Annotated in this window: 10 protein-coding genes; 4 read left to right on the forward strand and 6 right to left on the reverse strand. The window is 46.4% G+C overall.

What is annotated here, in order from left to right; translation table 11 throughout:
* Window positions 1-16: 16 nt before the first annotated feature.
* The 3 genes from kaiC to PY364_RS01955 form a co-directional block, all read right to left on the reverse strand.
* Window positions 17-1,585, reverse strand: a complete 1,569-nt coding sequence (kaiC, locus tag PY364_RS01945; protein ID WP_275520004.1) for a circadian clock protein KaiC — start codon at window positions 1,583-1,585, stop codon at window positions 17-19.
* A gap of 173 nt (window positions 1,586-1,758) precedes the next feature.
* On the reverse strand, window positions 1,759-2,085 hold the full coding sequence (gene kaiB, locus PY364_RS01950; protein WP_275520006.1) for a circadian clock protein KaiB: 327 nt from the start codon (window positions 2,083-2,085) through the stop codon (window positions 1,759-1,761).
* 131 nt (window positions 2,086-2,216) lie between these two features.
* Window positions 2,217-3,125, reverse strand: coding sequence for a circadian clock protein KaiA (locus PY364_RS01955; RefSeq protein ID WP_275520008.1), 909 nt, complete (start codon window positions 3,123-3,125; stop codon window positions 2,217-2,219).
* Between the two features lie 410 nt (window positions 3,126-3,535).
* On the opposite strand from PY364_RS01955, the gene PY364_RS01960 reads away from it, so the two are divergent.
* On the forward strand, window positions 3,536-6,946 hold the full coding sequence (locus PY364_RS01960; protein WP_275520010.1) for a hybrid sensor histidine kinase/response regulator: 3,411 nt from the start codon (window positions 3,536-3,538) through the stop codon (window positions 6,944-6,946).
* Window positions 6,947-7,173: 227 nt separating this feature from the next.
* Here PY364_RS01960 and PY364_RS01965 read toward each other — a convergent pair whose 3' ends face one another.
* Both PY364_RS01965 and PY364_RS01970 read right to left on the reverse strand, forming a co-directional pair.
* The gene (locus PY364_RS01965; protein ID WP_275520013.1) at window positions 7,174-9,249 is read right to left on the reverse strand and encodes a glycosyltransferase family 39 protein; all 2,076 of its coding nucleotides are present in this window, start codon (window positions 9,247-9,249) and stop codon (window positions 7,174-7,176) included.
* Window positions 9,250-9,264: 15 nt separating this feature from the next.
* Window positions 9,265-9,822: a hypothetical protein gene (locus tag PY364_RS01970; RefSeq protein WP_275520015.1), complete on the reverse strand. Its 558-nt coding sequence runs from the start codon at window positions 9,820-9,822 to the stop codon at window positions 9,265-9,267.
* Between the two features lie 74 nt (window positions 9,823-9,896).
* On the opposite strand from PY364_RS01970, the gene PY364_RS01975 reads away from it, so the two are divergent.
* Both PY364_RS01975 and PY364_RS01980 read left to right on the forward strand, forming a co-directional pair.
* Window positions 9,897-10,229, forward strand: coding sequence for a DUF565 domain-containing protein (locus PY364_RS01975; RefSeq protein ID WP_275520017.1), 333 nt, complete (start codon window positions 9,897-9,899; stop codon window positions 10,227-10,229).
* A gap of 542 nt (window positions 10,230-10,771) precedes the next feature.
* Window positions 10,772-16,246 carry an SdrD B-like domain-containing protein gene (locus PY364_RS01980; protein ID WP_275520019.1) on the forward strand — a complete coding sequence of 1,825 codons (5,475 nt, stop codon included), beginning with the start codon at window positions 10,772-10,774 and terminating at the stop codon, window positions 16,244-16,246.
* A 57-nt stretch (window positions 16,247-16,303) separates the two neighbouring features.
* Here PY364_RS01980 and glmS read toward each other — a convergent pair whose 3' ends face one another.
* Entirely contained in the window at window positions 16,304-18,232 is a 1,929-nt protein-coding gene (glmS, locus tag PY364_RS01985) for a glutamine--fructose-6-phosphate transaminase (isomerizing) (protein WP_275520021.1), read from the reverse strand.
* A 128-nt stretch (window positions 18,233-18,360) separates the two neighbouring features.
* Between glmS and PY364_RS01990 the strand changes: the two genes are divergently transcribed.
* Window positions 18,361-18,501, forward strand: a complete 141-nt coding sequence (locus PY364_RS01990; RefSeq protein ID WP_275520022.1) for a hypothetical protein — start codon at window positions 18,361-18,363, stop codon at window positions 18,499-18,501.
* Window positions 18,502-18,531 lie beyond the last annotated feature (30 nt).

Here is an 18,531-nt window from a genome sequence, read left to right on the forward strand (position 1 = left end):
TTACGTTTGAAAAACGCTATATATCTTCACCCTCTCCCCCTTGACCTTGAACACCTTTGATAATCCGAGATAACTCGCTCTTTTCATTAAAACTAATCCGAGTCGGAGAACCACTAATAATCCGTTCGTAACTGCGGAAAGAGTCCCTAATTTCCGGCCCTTTCTCCGTAATTGTATACTCCCGAATCCCCTTATCATGCCAAGAACCCCGCATTTTGAAAACATTAATAGCGCGGGACATTTCGCCTCTTATTTCCACATACTGAAGCATGATAATTGTATCAGTAATCGTAGAAATATGAGAATCTGTAATCGAATTAGAACCCATGAACTGGTCACTTGTATTAGTGAAAAAGCCAGTAATTTCCTCCTGCTTCGCAAAACCAGTCAAACCGATCACAAATTGCCGGAAAGAATTATTACTAACTCCTCGCGCTAAAGCAGATAAAGAATCAATTGCAATTCGAGAAGGCTTAAACTCAGCAATTTCTGACTTGATATTTTGCAAATGGTCTTCCAAACCCGCAGATTCTGGATAACTGCAAATAATCTTTAGCCAACCTTTCTGTTCCATTTCCTCAAAATCTATTCCCCAAGAATAAGCATTTCGGAATAGCTGAGCACGAGATTCTTCGTAAGCAAATAGCATGGCCCGATCCCCATTAACACAAGCATTCTCCAAAAACTTGCTTACTAACAGAGTTTTGCCAGTACCAGTAGCACCAGTAGCCAAAATAATTGAATCTTTGAAGAAACCACCACCACACATTTCATCAAGGGTTTTGTCCCCAGAGGAAACCCGGACATTAGAAGAACGTTGAGTTAAACGCATCGCACCAAGGGGGAAAATATTAATGCCATTATTCGTAATCGTAAAAGGATACTCCCCTTTCATGTGAGTTGTCCCCCGTAACTTCAAAATTTCCATCGTGCGACGACGGCGTTCCCCTTCCAAAACATTGCGGACAATTACCACATTATCTGAAACAAATTCCTCTACTCCAAACCGCGCTACAGGGCCATATTCTTCTACCCGTTCAGTGGTCATAATCGTAGTAGCACCAACTTGTTTTAATCGCGCTACTAGGCGAAAAATCTCCCGCCGCACTACCGATGCTGCATCATACTGTTGGAAAACAGCCGTTACCGAATCAATAGAAACTCGCCGAGCTTTATATTTCCGAATCGCGTACTGAATGCGTTCGATTAAGGCAGATAAATCAAAATTTCCCACAATATCTTGACCTTCGGGATCGGGAGAAGCATCTAAAATAAACAGTTTACCTTCATCGATCAACCGTTGCAAATCCCAGCCAAAACTATAGGCATTTTTAATGATATCTGTGGGAGATTCTTCAAAGGTAACAAATACTCCCGCTTCTTCAAAATTCATGATGCCGTTGTAGAGAAACTGAACTGCAAATAAGGTCTTTCCAGTTCCCGATGTACCGCTGACTAAGGTAGTTCTGCCAATAGGCATACCTCCGTGACTGATATCATCGAACCCCTCAATCATCGTGCGAATTTTTTGAACTCCTGGTGTTACTAATACTTCTTGGTGCAAAATTTGAGTATTATTATCCATATTGTGTTTTTGTTTTTTCTTGTCAATTGTTGTTTTTATTAAAAAGCTATTGAGGTTAATAATTTCAACTATCACACTAGGGAGTTAGTGGTTAATCTATATTTACTTTATAGAAAAGTCACTTAATCCAACAGTTTTGATTTTATTAATTCTAGCTATTTGTGAATAATTGCTTACATTCTATCCTGTAAGTTCATGTCTTCTTCGCGCAGTTCTTCATAGAGCAAATCTAGTCCAATCAAAACTTTTTCTCTGTCCGATAAATCGCCAATAATTTTTCGTACTGGAGGTGGCAGGATTTTAGCCAGAGTCGGCGTTGCCAAAATTTTGTCCTCTTCTGCTAGTTGAGGGTTTTTCAGGACATCTATCACTTTGAGCGCGTAGACTCCCAGAAATTCTTGCTCTAGAATGTCCTTGAGTGTTTTCAATGCCCGTACAGAGTTGGGAGTATTCCCAGCAACATAGAGCTTGAGAACATAGGTTTTCTTCAGAGGACTCATAAATTTTGCTCGGACTATCAGTTGATAATTGGTAAATTGGTTTGGTAATTGGTAGTTGGTAATTGGTAATTGGTAACTGGTAATTGGTGATAGTTAACAGCTAACAGTTAACAGTTAACAGTTAACAAAAATTAAGAATCTCTAGGAATTGAACGCCTGTACATCTCGCACAAGTGTGCAATCGCATCGATTAGTGTCAATCGGTAGTCTAGTAATACTTCCTCACTGCGCCCTTCTAATTTTAGCTGGTTGGCAAATTCATCCATTAATTCCATGTGAATTTCTACAATTTGAGTAACAGAAATGTCAGCAAAAAAAGCTACATTTACAAACTCATCGATTTTATTATTCAGCGTGGAGTCTTGGGAAAAATAATTCAAAACTATCTCACGATAATTTGACTGAAGTTGCTCCAAGAGCTTTTGCCTCTCTGCTGAAGGCAGATTTCGGAAGAAAAACTGGGAATTTCTCTTATAGTACACACCTAAGTATCCTAATCTCTCCCGTAATTTTTCAGCAAGCCTGCGCTGCTGGCGGTGGAGCAAACCTTGAGAAGTCAATTCCGCAGTCGGATCGGCACTTGAGGAGTGGCCCCTAGCTCGAACCGGGACAGAGAGATTGAGAAACTGGGTCATCGCCTGGTCAATGGAGGAACTGAGAGCGCTTAACTTGGCGAGCGGTAACTTCACTTCTGCGGCGTGGTAAAAAAAATCGAGGTTTTCCTCGTGGCTTCCCTCCGAGGCCCTGATGGTATTATTTTCTGGCAGAATTTTAGCGTCTTCAGAATTTGGCTCCGCCTCCAAAATCACGACCGGCAAGAATATGGAATGCTCTTGCAGTTGGCTAACTAGCAAGTGCAACTCTGGGTAAACCTCAAATACAAGGCAATCGAGGTGGCTGTTGCGCTGGATGAAGTCCAAAAATCCCTCTGGGGAATTGCTACGCATCAAAATGTAGCGATCTCTGTCCAAAAGCTTGAGGGCAGATGTCGCGAGTTCTTCAGACCGCAGAAAAATACAGATAGAAAGTTCGGAACGCAAAGCTATATTTGGCTCAATCGCTAAGTTGCCAGACAGTGCTGAATCGGTCAGTTTTGATAACTCCTTTGCGAAAACATAATATTACATAAAACATTTAAACATTAATTGTAACCAATCTTAACCCCAAAATCGATTCGATCCCCATTAGAGAGCGATAATTAAAAATGTAACTCTGTGAGCGGCTTTCAACAATCCTCAGCAATATTTCTGGGAAAGAGCTTGAGCCTTACAATTATTCCTAGCTAGACTAGATAGACCGAGGTCTATTTAATCCCAAGCATCTCGCTGAACTCGCTAGGTCGCTCTGCGGACTGAGATAGGGATCGGGCAGATTTCGAGTTCGCTCCCTATATGTTTGCCATTAATTGTTGCGCTACTTCTGCTTTTGTGCCCTGACCATCAAGTTTCTCATGTCAATACCTAACCCGACTCTCCAAAATTTTATCGAACCCGTGCCGATCTGCTCCCAAAGTGCACGACTTTCCGTAGTGCGGTCAATTTTCAGACAGGGGAAGTGCGATCGCGTGGCAGTAGTCAACGATTTGCAGCAACCTTTGGGGTTAATCTACCTCCGTAGTTTAATGCTTGTGCCTCCAGTTTCCGCTCGCAGAGGTGGCTATCATCGGAAACCGCTATCAGAATTGAATTTTCTAGTCGAACCCGCGATCGCCGTATCCGCTTTGATGAGTTTGAACGATTTCTGGCTTTGGCTGCAACAACAACAAGGTCAAGAACTGATTAAAAACCACGAAAAAAACGGTGAGTTTAATTATTTGGCAGAAAGTCGAGAAAAGTGGGAACTTGACAGCGAAGGTAGGGGAATCTCTGGCGGAGCGATCGCCCAGTTCTCCAGCGCCGCCCCTTACTGGCTGCCCCCTCCAAACGTTGCTCCTATAGCCTTGATCGAGCCTGATAGCGGCAAATTTTTAGGATTGCTCGACAGCCTACGAGTGCTAAAATTCATCGCCTTTGAAAATAGCAACAAATGCGATCGCCTAGAGAGGGCGGCTGAGGAAAAAACCATTAAAACTGAAGAGCAAGCAAGACTTAGATATCGATCGGCACCAAGAACCCCGAACAGTGCCCCCCTTACAGAACAGCCAACAGTCGCAGTTCCAGGAAATGTAGCCGTTCCCCTCAATTCCTTCGTACAACTACTCGAACAACTACCTTTACCATTGAGATTGCTAAGCAGCAACGGGCAAATTATCGCTCAAAACGCAGCTTGGAAGTCGCAGTTGGGCGCAGGCCCAGAACCTGCTTTGAACAAAGCCCAAACAGCCAGTAATTCTCCGAAACTATTCTCCCATTCCCCAGCCTGCATTAGCAGAAGTGCAGGAACTTCCATCCCAGAAGAATGCGGGAACCGGGGGCGAACAGCCTTAGCGCAACAAGATAGCAATGCCTGTGTGCCCATCTACACCACAGCCATACCCTTAGCTTTCTCAACCTCAACCGCTCCCACTTGGTGCGCGATCGCAGGTAAACCCGATAACTATACTTGCACCTCTCCCGCACACAAAGGGTGCGATCGCACCTGGCAATTTCTCAGACAGCCACTCTCGGAAACACTAACTCTTGTCTTAGCCCAGGATGTAACCGAAGAACAGCTAGTAGCCAAAGAACTCGCAGCTAAAAATGCCGATTTAATTCAGCTTAACCGACTTAAAGACGAATTTTTAGCCTGCATCAGCCACGAACTGAAAACACCCCTGACAGCGGTAATGGGGTTATCGAGCCTATTGAAAGACAGAGCGATCGGAGAACTCAACGATCGCCAAGCTCGCTATGCCAAACTGATCCACCAGAGTGGTCGTCACCTGATGACAGTAGTCAACGACATATTGGATTTGACCCGGATGGAAACCGGTCAAATGGAACTAATTGTCGAACCCGTGCAAATTGCCGCAGTTTGCGATCGCGCCTTTGAAGGAGCCAAGCTACTTCAAAGGCAAGAAGACAAACCGCCCGCCGCCAGAGATAACCCTAAAGCCACTGATAACAGCACCTCGGGCGAATCTGATTCCCAAATAGACTACACCCTAGAAATTGAACCAGGATTAGTCCATATAGTCGCTGACGAACTGCGCCTGCGCCAAATGCTCGTCAACCTCTTATCCAATGCCCTCAAATTTACAGCCCCAGGCGCAGCCATCGGGCTAAAAGTCAACCGTTGGGAAGGCTGGATAGCTTTTACAGTTTGGGATAGAGGCATCGGCATCCCCGCCGACAAGCAACACCTCATATTTCAAAAATTCCAACAGCTAGAAAGTCCCCTTACCCGCCGCTTTCAAGGTACAGGACTAGGACTCGTCTTGACTCAGCGCCTAGCTCGCCTACACGGAGGAGACGTTTCTTTTATTTCCTCAGAAGGGCAAGGCAGCCAGTTTACTCTACTACTACCTCCTTGTCCTCCAGGTAGGGAAGATGAAGAGATAGGGAGCGGGGGAGCAGGGGAGATGGGGAGCGGGGGAGATGGAAGACAAAAATTCCCCCCCTGCCCCTGTGCCCCTCTACCCCTGTGCCCCTCCTTCTCCCTGCTCTCCCGCCCCTGTTCCCGCTTGGTGTTGATTGTCGAAGCCGTGCCCAAGTTTATTGAAGATTTGAGCAACCTGCTGACAAATATAGGCTATCGGGCGATCGTTGCCCGTTCCGGTACTGAAGCTCTAGAAAAAGCCCGCAGATTTAGCCCAGAAGTAATTTTTCTCAACCCCCTGCTGCCCTTATTATCGGGTTGGGATGTGCTGACAGTTCTTAAAACGGATGCTGAGACTTCCTCCATCCCTGCGATCGTTACAGCCACACGGGGCGAAAAAGAACGAGCCACACTCAACCGAGCCGATGGCTTTTTAAGTCTGCCAGTTAAAGAATCCGCCCTAATGGGGCAACTCAGCGAATTGACCCAGGGACAACAACCAATTGCAGATTTACTCAGAAATTCCATCACTGTTTTATTATTGAGTCCTCTCAGCAGTTCCTTTCATGCTGCCTCATTCCTAGTTCATCCTTCTTATTGCCGGATTTTAGAGGCAGATGACCTCGATCAAGCTGAACTCCTTGCCCGAATTTGGCATCCCAACGTGATGGTATTGGAAAGCACAACACAGCTAGAAAATCCCTCCGCTTTTATCGAAGAGCTAAGTCGGCGCAGCAGTTTAGTAAGTATTCCTATTGTAACTTTAGATGCTGTGACGACCTCCCTCGCCAATCAAGTCAAGGGATTGTCAGTATTTCCATGTTTAGCCCCAGGCGATCGCACTTCTGTCGAGACTTCCAACGCATCCCAACAAATGCCCTCTGCCTTATGGCAAGTGATTCAAGTTGCTGGGGGAATCACTTGGAAACCCTCGATTTTGCTCGTCGATGTCTCCTCTCTGTCAGATATACTACAGTATTTATCCTCCCCATCCTCCCCATCCTCCCCAGTCACTAATCCCCAGTCAACATTCCCCATTCCTAATTCCCAATTGCCAGTTCCCAACTTCCAAGCTTTGATTCAGTATCTCCAAACAGCAGGATTTCGAGGTGCGATCGCAGACTCTTGGGCTGAAGTTTTGCAAAAATTACAATATCAAAGCGTTGATTTACTGTTAATTTGCTTGCAGGGAAACTCATCGCTATCTCTAGTGCAAGCACTATCTAGCTTAGAACAAATGGCTGCTAAACCTCCTATCCTTGTACTGGATTATCGGTGTGAGACAAACAGAGAATCGCAACTACTTACCTCTATTCTGGGAGAAATGTCTGCTCAAATTTTGCCCTATTCTCTGTCGGTAGCAGAATTGTTGCAGCATATAGAAGAATCTCTCAAAGGTAGTTAAAGGAAAATTGGTAATTGGTAATTGGTAATTGGTAATTGGTAATTGCTAATTGGTAATTGCTAATTGCTAATTGCTAATTGCTAATTGGTAATTGCTAATTGCTAATTGCTAATTGCTAATCTCTCCTTTTTACCTTGATTATCCTCACCTTCTCCCCCATCATCCCCATCTTTCCCTCTTTCCCTAGCCCCTAGTCCCTAGCCCCTAGCCCCTTCTTACCCTAGCTCCTAACCGACGAAAGCGTTTGCTTTGCTATTGGCAAACATTTGTTTGGAAACTCTGGCAAGTTGATAAGCTCCTTTTGTGTCTAAAATTTGGTATTGATTCGGTTGCAGTCCAATTTGAGTAAACTTTTCTGGGTATCCCAGAATTAGCACAGAAGGGGGAGATTGGCTCTGAGATTTTTGGATGTACTCTATCGCAGCTCTTGTCAACCGATAATAAGTGACAGAATCTTGGGTATAAAATACAAGACTTGGTTTAGGAAAGCCAATCATAATTAACTCTTCCGACGGCAATTTTTCTTCAACAGCGGTATGCGCTAATTGTCGTAGAGGTAGCTGTCGTTGCTCATCGACTAGATTATAGACGGGGGTGATAATAAAGATTAGAAATGCAGCTAATCCAATCAAATTAACAGTCAAAATCCAATGCTCTTGCCGTCGCCAAAGAAGAATTGCCGCCACTACAGCAGCAATCCCCCAAATTGCTCCTCCCGCGATCGGCAAACCAGACTGTTGAAATGCTTGCGAAAAATTCGGCATTGCTGGATCGTTTCCTAACCAGTGAAAGCTGTATAAAATCGCCCCAGCTAAAACCAGCAAAAATATGACATTAAAAATGAGTGATAGGAAGAGGGACAGAGGAAGAGAATCTTGCTCGATCTTTGCGGCTTTGTGTATTATTTTTCCCTCTGCTACAAGCCGATCGTCACTATCTACTGATAACTTCTCTGTGAAATCTTGTATATTACCAATTGCCAGCGTTATTCGTTCTTTCTCACCTGTTACTTTATCTTCGATAATTTCGCTCCATAGTAACGCTACCAATATTGCTGCTGCTGGCATTAAAGGCAATACATAACTAGGGAGTTTAGTGACAGCAACAGTGAAGAAACCAAAGATACAGGCGAACCAACACAAAGCAAATAAACCTAGTTGAGCTTTGCGAGGTTGGCGACACCAATAGCTACGCTGCCAAAATCGTAGGCGGGCGATCGCACAGGGCAAATAAATAGACCAAGGAGCAAAACCAACTAACACTACCACAAAGTAAAAATACCAGGGAGCTCCATGACGGTTGACTACCTGCGTAAAACGCTGAAAATTGTGATAGCCAAAAAAGGAGTCAATGTAAGTTTCGCCGTTGGCTAAGGTAACTAGAATAAACCAAGGTAGAGCGATGGCAAGAATAATTAATATGCCACGTAGAGGGCGCATTTCCTGCCAGATTTCTCGACTATTGCCGAGGTACAGCGTAAAGCTACCAATAATAATTACTGGCAAGACGATACCAACTGGGCCTTTGGTGAGAATTGCCAATGCTATCAAGATATAAAAAGCTAAATACCAGCGAGAAAGTTTTGAGATTGCTTTGCTCTCGCCATGCTTCCCGGTTTTGAGAGATTGCTTTGTTTCTGGTAAAGTTTCCCAGAGATTGCTTGATTCTTCGTAAGAAGAAGCGGTTTTTAGTTTTGCTTCTTCTTCCTGATTCTTCTTTTCTTCTTCCTTTACGTATCCAAGAAAAAAAGCGAACAGTGCAGAACACATACACCCTGTCAGCAGCATATCTGACACGCCAATCCTTCCCCAAGCGATCGTTTCTGGATTTAAGGCAATTAGAGCAGAACCAATGCCAGCGGGGAAGAGGGAGATGGGAGGTACAGGGGCAGAGGAGAGATTTCCGTCTTCCATCTCCCCATCTCTCTTGCAATAGTAAAGGGTATAAAATCCAAGACAGGTAAGGGCGATCGCGGCGACTGCGGAGGGGAGGCGCACGGCAAGAATGTTAACGCCGAAGGTATGATAGGCGATCGCCATTAGCCAGTAAATTAAAGGTGGCTTATCAAAGCGCGTCTGACCGTTGAAATATGGGGTAATCCAATCTCCTGTCACCGTCATCTGGCGGGCGGCTTCAGCAAATAACGGTTCTGTCTCATCAACTAAGCCACCATGTCCCAAATTCCACAAAAATGCTAGGTAGCTAAGGGCGCAAAGCCACAACAGCGACATTGCCAAAGCTAGGGAGGGGCGCTTTACTTTATATTTCAACAAATCTACGAGCTCGCTAATCCTAAATTTCATCTAACTAAAAGCTATTTAAGGTTGTAGTATTAATTGCCATTCGGTGACTCGTTTATTCCACACTGGTGCGGCTGTTTCGCCGACAACATAGGGCCCCCAGTAAAGGCGAGAGCCATCTTGAGCAAAGACAACTAGAATATCTCCGGGTTTTAGTTGCAACTTACCTTCTGGAAGGGATAAAAGCAAGCCCTTAACCCCGCCTTCCCCTGGCGCAAAATCCCAGTGAGCAGGTTTAGCATAGGATTTTTGGGTAGATTTCCGCAACAGCAGAGCTACGCGGACTGGATGCTCGGTGCGGTTGCTCACCCGTAGAGAGCCAATGGCTTTAGGATCTGAGGGTGATGTTTTTGGATTTGCTGCTAATTTTTCCTCTGGTTCCTCTTTCGAGGCTGGAGATGCGATCGCAGGTGGTGAAGGCGTGATGCTGAGGGGCGACGGTACTGAAGGCAGTATTGTCGCTGAGTTTGGGGAAGCAGGCGGGTTGGTTGAACTAAAGTTAATCCCTCCCAGCCACATCCCTGTAAATGCCACGAATAGAGCAACTATAATAGTTGGGTAGATTTTAAGTTTCATAATCTTTACAATTAATTAAATGGGTAGACCTGACACCCTTAAGTTAGTTATAGCTATCTTTAAATTAGGCTAATATGCAGAATACCCGTCTTAATAGAGTTATTGATGTTCTCAGCGAACAGCTAGGGGAGTGGTTACAAAATCCTTGGCGGCGGATTTCGCTACTGATAATTAGTTTATTATTTGGTTCGTTTTTGGGTGGTGCGATCTCTACGATCGCGGGACAAGCTGCTGAGTGGGACATTTTCGTGGCTGGGCTGTTGTTGGTGTTAACGGAATTTGTCAACTGGATAGTTTACCGGGGTACTCGGCTGGTTGGGCGTTCTTTGTGGATAGATATTTTAAATTGTCTGAAAATTGGTTTAATTTACAGTTTGTTTGTGGAAGCTTTTAAGCTAGGTTCTTAGTAGCGAGTAAGAGGAGATAATTAAACATAAAATAAAGTAGGTTATTGGATTGACAAAATGTTGTAGTTGTGGTATTATTTGCTGCTGGTTCTATATTGTCGTTGAAAATTATTACTAGGGATGTTATTAAAAACATCTTAACTGGGTATGCTAATCCCTAAAAGTATGGCTCCAGCAACCAAGAATCAAATACTTGGCAAACGTGCAGCTTTTTCTCAGTAGTCGCCAAAGCAGTCAGTTCTGTTTTTTTGTAAAACCGGGAACTATAGCATCCTTTAAGGCTTCTACACAACCCAATAATGCTATCAGGGCGGAATCTACAAAAATAATTAATTTTTGCCAATTCCCCTTTTAGAATTTTTTTGTGGCAATACTTGCGATTGACAGTGGGTATGCAGTAATTTACAGGCAAGAAGCCTGTACCGCAAGCAAGATCGTTGTGGTAGGGCAGCCAATGGTATTTGCGAAGCCAGCGGTCGGCATCGCAGAGTTGCCTTTATTTGTTTTATCAATCTTAGGTGGATTTACCGGGGAATTTAATTATGGTACGTGAGGAAGAACGGAAGCAAATCCTTTTTGCAGACTCCAGAGTTGAAGATTACCAAAGTCTGACGGAAAGCGCGGATAGCAATACAGAAGTCATTGTCCTCGACTCCAAGCGCGATGGTGTTGAGCAAATAGCACAAGCACTGAAAGGGCGGACAGACGTTGCTGCCGTCCATGTATTGTCTCACGGTGCGGCTGGTAGCGTCCAATTGGGTGCAAGCGAACTGTCTTTGAGCAATATTGAAAGCTATCGGAATTATTTAGAACAGTGGTTTGCGTTGCCGGCGGTGGGATATTCTCACCATCGAGAAATTTTACTTTACGGCTGTAACGTAGCTGCTGGTGAAAAGGGCATTGCCTTTGTGGAAAGGCTAAGCGAGTTAACAGGGGCCCAAGTTGCAGCATCCGACGATCTTACCGGGTGTGAAGCCTTGGGTGGAGATTGGGAATTAGAAGTGAAGACAGGAGATATTGAAACTCTTGTAGCGTTTTCCCAAGCGGCGAGAGAGGCTTATAGCGGCGTACTGGCAACCTTTACCGCTACTGACTTTACCAGTCTGAACAATGCCATCCTCTTTGCTAACGTCCTGACCGATGTTGATGATATCAACATCACTGCTCCCATCACCTTCACTGCGGGACAAGTTCTGCCTGTAGTTACTAACCCTGTAAACTTTGTTGGTAGCATTACCACTCCCATTACCATTGACGGTGCTGGCGTTGGGAGAATCCTTTTTGTTGACAACGCCGCCACAGTCAGCTTATCTAAGCTCACACTTCAAAATGGAGCAGCAATCGGCAGCGACGGCACCAACGGTGGTGGTGGTGGTGCTGGCTTAGGTGGCGCACTTTTTATCAACAACGGTACTGTCAATATTGACAGCGTTACCTTTGATACCAATACAGCAACAGGTGGTGCAGGTGCGGCCGGAAGCGGTGGTGCAGGTGGCAACAGTGACTTAAGCACCGGTACTGTAGGCAGCACCCCTGGTCCTGCTGGTCCTGGTGGTACTGGTGGTGGCGCTAGTGGTGCCGGTGGTACTGGTGGTACTGCTAGTGCCGGTGGTAGTGGCTTCCCTGGTGGTACTGGTGGTACTGGTGGCCTTGGTGGTACTGGTTCAGTACCTAATGGTGATGGAGGCCCTGGTAGTGCTGGTGGTACTGGCGGTGCTGGAGTATTCGGTGGTGGCGGTGGCGCTGGCGGCACTGGTGGTGCTGGTCAGAATGGGACTGGCACTGGTAACGGTGGTGCTGGTGGCGCTGGCGGCACTGGTGGTGCTGGTGGTGTCGGTGGCGGTGGTGGCCCTGGTGGTGTTGGTGGTGCTGGTGGTACTGGTACTGTTGCTGGTACCGCTGGTACCACTGGTGTCGGCGGTGCTGGTGGCCTTGGTGGTGGCGGTGGTGCTGGGAGCGCTGGTGGTGCTGGTGGCGGTGGCTTTGGTGGTGCCGGCGGTACTACTGGCGGTGGCGGTGGCGCTGGTCTAGGAGGTGCTATTTTCCTCAATGCAGGCACCTTAAATGTAAGTAACAGTACCTTTAGCGCGAATACAGCAACACTTGGTGCTGCTGCGGGTAACGGTACGGCCGGCCTGGGTTTGGGTGGCGGAATTTTTGTCAATGCGGGTGCTACAGCTAACCTGACAAATACTACTATTACCCTCAATAATTCTGGCACCAGTGGGGGCGGCGTTTTCTACGCCGGGACTGTCAACGCCAATAACACAATCATCTCTGGCAATACTAGCGTTGCCGATGCTGACATTACAGGTGGTGTGGTATCAACTGGTGCTAACAACTTAATTGGCGGTGCGGCCTCACTTGGCCCCCTGCAAAATAATGGCGGTGTTGTCTCAACCCACGCCTTACTTGTTGGCAGCCCCGCGCTCAATGCTGGCAGCGCCGCCACTGCCCTTAACGCCATAACTGGTGCGGCCCTCACTACTGACCAACGCGGCACTGAGTTTAACATTGCGTTTGCCCGCACCGTAAACGGCGTTGTTGACATCGGTGCTTATGAGTACGGCCCTACAATTACGGGTCAGAAATTTAACGACCTCAATGGCAACGGCATTAAAGATGGGGCTGATTCTACCACAACAACTCCAGCAACGCCAACCTTTACAATCTTCGTAGATGAGAACAATAATGGCACTCTCGATGCAGTTGAAACTTCGATTGTTGTCCCGTTCGGCACCACTTACTCCCTCCTCGATACCAAGACCAATAGCCCAATCTTAGAAGTGCCGCAGGCAACGGTTTCCCAACAAACCCTGCCAGTTGCACCTACTGTTTACAATACGGGAGTTGTTGACCAAACCAATCAAGACTTCGGCAACTTCCTGCTCACAACCATTAGCGGTACAACTTACACCGACATTAAAGGGACTGATGGTAAAACTGCTGACGATACTACCTTAAATGGCGTTACCGTCACTTTGTACAAGGATGCCAACGCTAATGGCACTCTGGAAATTGGCACAGATACCGTCGTAGGAACCCCTCAAGTGACTGCGGGAGTTGGAGCTTACACCTTCACTGGTGTGGGCCCAGGTACTCATTTTATCAGCGAAACTGCGCCGACAGGATTTACCCAGACTTTCCCAACAACCCCTACTTCCTATATCACCGTTACGCCTACTAGCGGTACTCCTGTTATTAATCAGGACTTTGGCAACTTCCAAAACATTACCGTCAGCGGTCAGAAGTTTAATGACCTCAACCAAAATGGGGTTCAAGAGGCAACAGACACCGGCTTAGCAAACTGGCAAATCCAGTTAGTTAACGCTGCTGGTGCAGTAGCACAAACCGGAACTACAGATGCCTCTGGCAACTACAGCCTCACCAACGTTGGCCCTGGAACATATACTCTACGGGAAGTTCAGCAAACACCAGACTGGGTGCAAACCTTCCCCGTTCCCCCAGCCATCACTACCATCACTCCCAGCAGCGGCGTTAACATTACCAACGTCACCAATCCCAACACGGGGGCCAATCCTACTAACTTTGGGAACTTCAAATTTGGCAAAATCAGTGGCAAAAAATTCAATGACTTAAATGCTAACGGCATTCAGGATACAGGAGAACCTGTACTCCCCGGTTGGACGATTCAGTTACTCGACAACACTGGGAATGTCCTCCAAACTTCTACTACCAACTCCACTGGCGACTACCAATTCACTAACATCAGATTTGGCGGATACACAGTCCAAGAAGCCCTACAAACTGGCTGGACGCAAACAGCCCCGGCTACCCCAGGTACATTTTCCATCGCTGTCACCAGCGGTACTGACTCGCAAAACAATAACTTTGGCAACTTCCGGCCTAACACCATCGCCGGTCAAAAATTCAATGACCTGAATAAAAACGGCATCAAAGATACAGGAGAACCAGGACTACCTAACTGGCAGTTATTCCTAGATGCCAATGGCAACGACACCTTAGATACTGGGGAAGCACAAACTCTTACTGATGCCAACGGCAACTATAAGTTTATTGACTTGCCAGCAGGGATATACAAGGTACGGGAAGTCGATCAAGCGACTTGGACTCAAACTACCTTCGACCCCGCTGATATTAACGTCGTTAGTGGCCAAGACATAGTTAATGTTGATTTCGGCAACTTCCAGCCCAGCAAAATCAGTGGTATCAAATTCAATGACCTCAATAGCAACGGCATTAAAGATGCTGGGGAACCAGGACTTGCTAACTGGCAAATCTTCATTGATATCAATGGCGATGGACTGTTCCAACCCATCGAACAGGACACCATTACTGACGCTGCTGGCAACTATACTCTTGATAACGTACCTGTAGGCACTTACAAAATACGGGAAGTCCAGCAAAACGGCTGGATTAAGACGACGGCAGATCCCGCTGACCTTGCGGTTGTTGGTTCTTCAGATATTCAAGGTATTAACTTTGGCAATTCCTTTGGTATCCCCCAAGTTATCGGTCAAAAATTTAATGATGCCAACAATAACGGCACGTTAGATGCAGGGGAAGCAGGACTTGCCAATTGGCAAATTTACCTTGACTTAAACGGTAACAGTGTTCTGGACTTTAATGAACCCAATACCCTGACTAATGCTACTGGCAACTACATCCTGACGGGCGCACCGGTCGGGGGGCCTTATGCAGTTCGGGAAGTTCAGCAGCAAGGTTGGATACAGACTACTCCCGCCGCTACTGTCACCGTTCCCGCTACTCCTGCAACTCCCGCGACTCCTCCGGTTGTGAACTTCGGTAACTTCCGGTTTGTACCGGGTACTATCCAAGGTCTGAAGTTCAATGATGCCAACAATAATGGTACTCAAGATGGTGGCGAAGGGGGTTTGTCAGGAGTCCAAATTCAGTTAACCAATGTTACAACTGGGGCGCTGACGACTACGAGTACTAACGGCAGCGGCAACTACAGTTTCGCAAACCTAGTACCGGGAACTTATCGTGTGCGGGAAATCAACCCATCTGGGTTCAGCCAAACTACGCCTAACCCTGCTGATATTGTGCTTGCTAGTGGCGCTACGGTCAGCGGCATCAACTTTGGAAATTTCCAGCAAACGACAACACCAACACCAACACCAACACCAACGCCAACGCCTGCACCTGCACCTGCGCCTGCGCCTGTCCCTGGGTCTTCTCCAAGTCCTGGGCCATCTCCAAGTCCAGCTCCGATTCCGACTCCAGTACCGACGGATTTAGTTTGCCCTGCTGATTTCCCCAGGATTGCTGCTCCAAATCTGCCTCCTAGTCCTGCCCAAAACAATATTGTTAACGGTAGTAATGGTGACGAGATTCTTGTGGGTAGTGCAGGTAGTGACACTATTTACGGGTTTAACGGCAACGATGCGATCTTTGGTCAACAGGGCAGTGACTATATCAATGGCAATATCGGTAACGATACTGTCTACGGAGGAGTAGAAAATGATACTCTCTTCGGGGGTAAGGGTTTTGACTTGATATTTGGCGATCGCGGCAATGATACTATTTACGGCAATCGCGGCAATGACTCTATTTCTGGCGATGAAGGTAATGACGTATCTTACGGTGGCAAAGGTAACGATGTCGTCTTGGGAGGCCTGGGAGATGACCAGCTACTAGGCGATGAGGGGAATGATACTCTCTGCGGTGGTAGCGATAATGACATCGTATTTGGGGGTAGCGGCGATGACCTCTTGTTTGGTGATATTGGCAATGACTTATTCTTCGGTGGCCTTGGTAGCGATACTCTCATCGGCGGCGGTGGTAGCGATCGCTTTATCTTAGCCTCTGGCAGCGGCGCTGATACAGTCATTGACTTTGCCCAAGGAACTGATTCTTTGGTGTTAGTTGGTTTGGACTTCAATCAATTATCGATTGTGCAAACTAATGGTTCGGCTGCTATTAGCATCGCTAACAATGGTGAACTTTTAGCCATCCTGAACGGGGTGCAAGCAAGTCAGCTCTCAGCTAGCAATTTCAGTCTCTTTGTTTAGAGGGAATCAGGAAGAATAATGTTAACAGTTAACTGTTAACTGTTAACATTATTCTTCCTATTCTACCGTCACCGACTTGGCCAAATTCCTCGGTTGATCGACATCCAAACCTCGCCTCGCCGCAATGTGATAAGCCAACAATTGCAAGGGGATTACTGTCAAAATTGGTGACAGTAACTCATCCACCATCGGCACAGGCAAAACATCATTAAAAACATCTGCCCCAGTCAAAAGTTCCTTGGGCATTACCCCAATTAAACGGGCATCTCGCGCCTTAGCTTCTTGGGCATTAGAAAGCACTTTTTCATAAACATTACCAGGCATAGCGATCGCCACCACCGGCACTTTAGCATCTAACAAGGCAATGGGCCCATGTTTCATCTCCCCTGCTGGATAACCCTCAGCATGAATATAACTAATTTCCTTCAACTTCAAAGCCCCTTCCAAAGCAATAGGAAAATTAATTCCTCGCCCTAAAAAGATAAAATCGCGCGTTTCATTGAACTCGTGGGAAAGTTCCTCAATCTGCCTTTCCTGAATCTCTAAAAACCTCTCCATTTCAATCGGTAACTGTCGCAAACCAGCCATAATTTCCTTCAATCTACCTTCACTGATAGTTTGTCGCTGATAAGCTAAATCTAAAGCTAAGCAATAAAATGCCATCAATTGACCGACAAAAGTTTTAGTAGCAGCAACCCCAATTTCCATCCCGGCATGAGTATTAATAATGTGGGGAATTGTATGACTAAGGGAACTTTCCGGTCGATTAGTAATGCCTAGCATTCTAGCTCGAAACTTGTCAGTAAAACCAGCACGGCGCTGTTCTTCCATGCCCAAAGCTGCCAGCGTGTCAGCAGTTTCACCTGACTGAGTAACACCAATTGTCAGAGTATTTGCCGTCAGCGGTGCCGGTGCATAGCGATATTCAGAAGCGTATTGCACTGTTGTGGGAATATTTGCTAACTGTTCTAAAAGATATTTTCCTACCAGGGAAGCGTGCCAAGAAGTGCCGCAAGCTAAAATAGAAATATGTTCCAAATCAGCACATAATTCAGTTGGTAAACCCAGATGAATTGGCGATCGCCCATTGCCCATCCACTCGCTATCTGCGTAAGCTTCCAAACAATCACGCACAACTGTCGGCTGTTCGTAAATTTCCTTGTGCATGAAGTGCTTAAAGCCCTGTTTTTCAACCAGAATTGGATTCCATCCCAATATCCGGGGGCTTTTTTTCAGCTTCTCGCCAGCAAAGTTATAAACTTCAACACCCATCGGCGTTAACCTTGCCAATTCCCCATTTTCCAAAGATAGTACGGCGCGGGTGTGGGCCAACAATGCAGGGGTATCAGAAGCACAGAAAAATTCTCCAGAACCAAAGCCAATGACCAGAGGAGCGTGCTGTCTTGCTACAATTAACTCATCGGGATAGTCTACACAGAGAACTGCGATCGCAAAGGCTCCCTGCAATTGATTCACCGCCGCTAACACTGCCTCTAAAAAAGCCTCTGAATCAGCCAATTCTAAGGAATCATCATTCCCCGTTTCCCCCTCTGTCTTCTGCCTCCTGCCTTCTACCATCAATTCAGCAATTAAATTCGGGATCACCTCAGTATCCGTATCCGAGATAAACTTATGTCCCTTAGCCTTGAGCTCTTCCCTTAACTCCCAATAATTTTCCACAATCCCATTTTGGACTACCGCCACCTGGCGATCGCTATCCAGATGCGGGTGGGCGTTATACTCCTCTGGCTTGCCGTGAGTCGCCCAACGAGTGTGCCCAATACCAATCGCGGCCGGAGTTTCCGCCCCAGCTAACTTTTCCCGCAGATTATGCAGTTTACCCTTCGCACGCACGCAATTAATTTGCCCTTCCCAGATCGTAGCGAGGCCAGCCGAATCGTAGCCCCGGTATTCCAGTTTTTCCAACCCCGCCAGTAATATTTCACTTGCTGCTTGGGTGCCGATATAGCCAACGATTCCGCACATTTAAGGTAAAACTCCTGCTGAGGGCCTTACAGCAAACCTACAATGCCTGTAGGGAAGCCGTTAACTGATTTTAGACTGAACTTTTACTGTAGTGAATTATCCGCCTAAAAGTAAACCCCGTAGAAAGAATGATTCTCCGGGGCTTACAAGTGCGATCGCGCGATCGCTTCTTCAGAGCCTGGTTGTTCTGGGCTATATTGGATTTACCGCCGAAAATAGGTATGTATTTGCGCTTTAGCGGTAAAACCTCTTATCTAGTTGCACTTTAGCGCTAAAACATCTAAATTTTCCTTCTTCCT

Origin of the sequence: Kamptonema sp. UHCC 0994 (assembly GCF_029167235.1) — a bacterium.
Taxonomy (GTDB): domain Bacteria; phylum Cyanobacteriota; class Cyanobacteriia; order Cyanobacteriales; family Microcoleaceae; genus Kamptonema.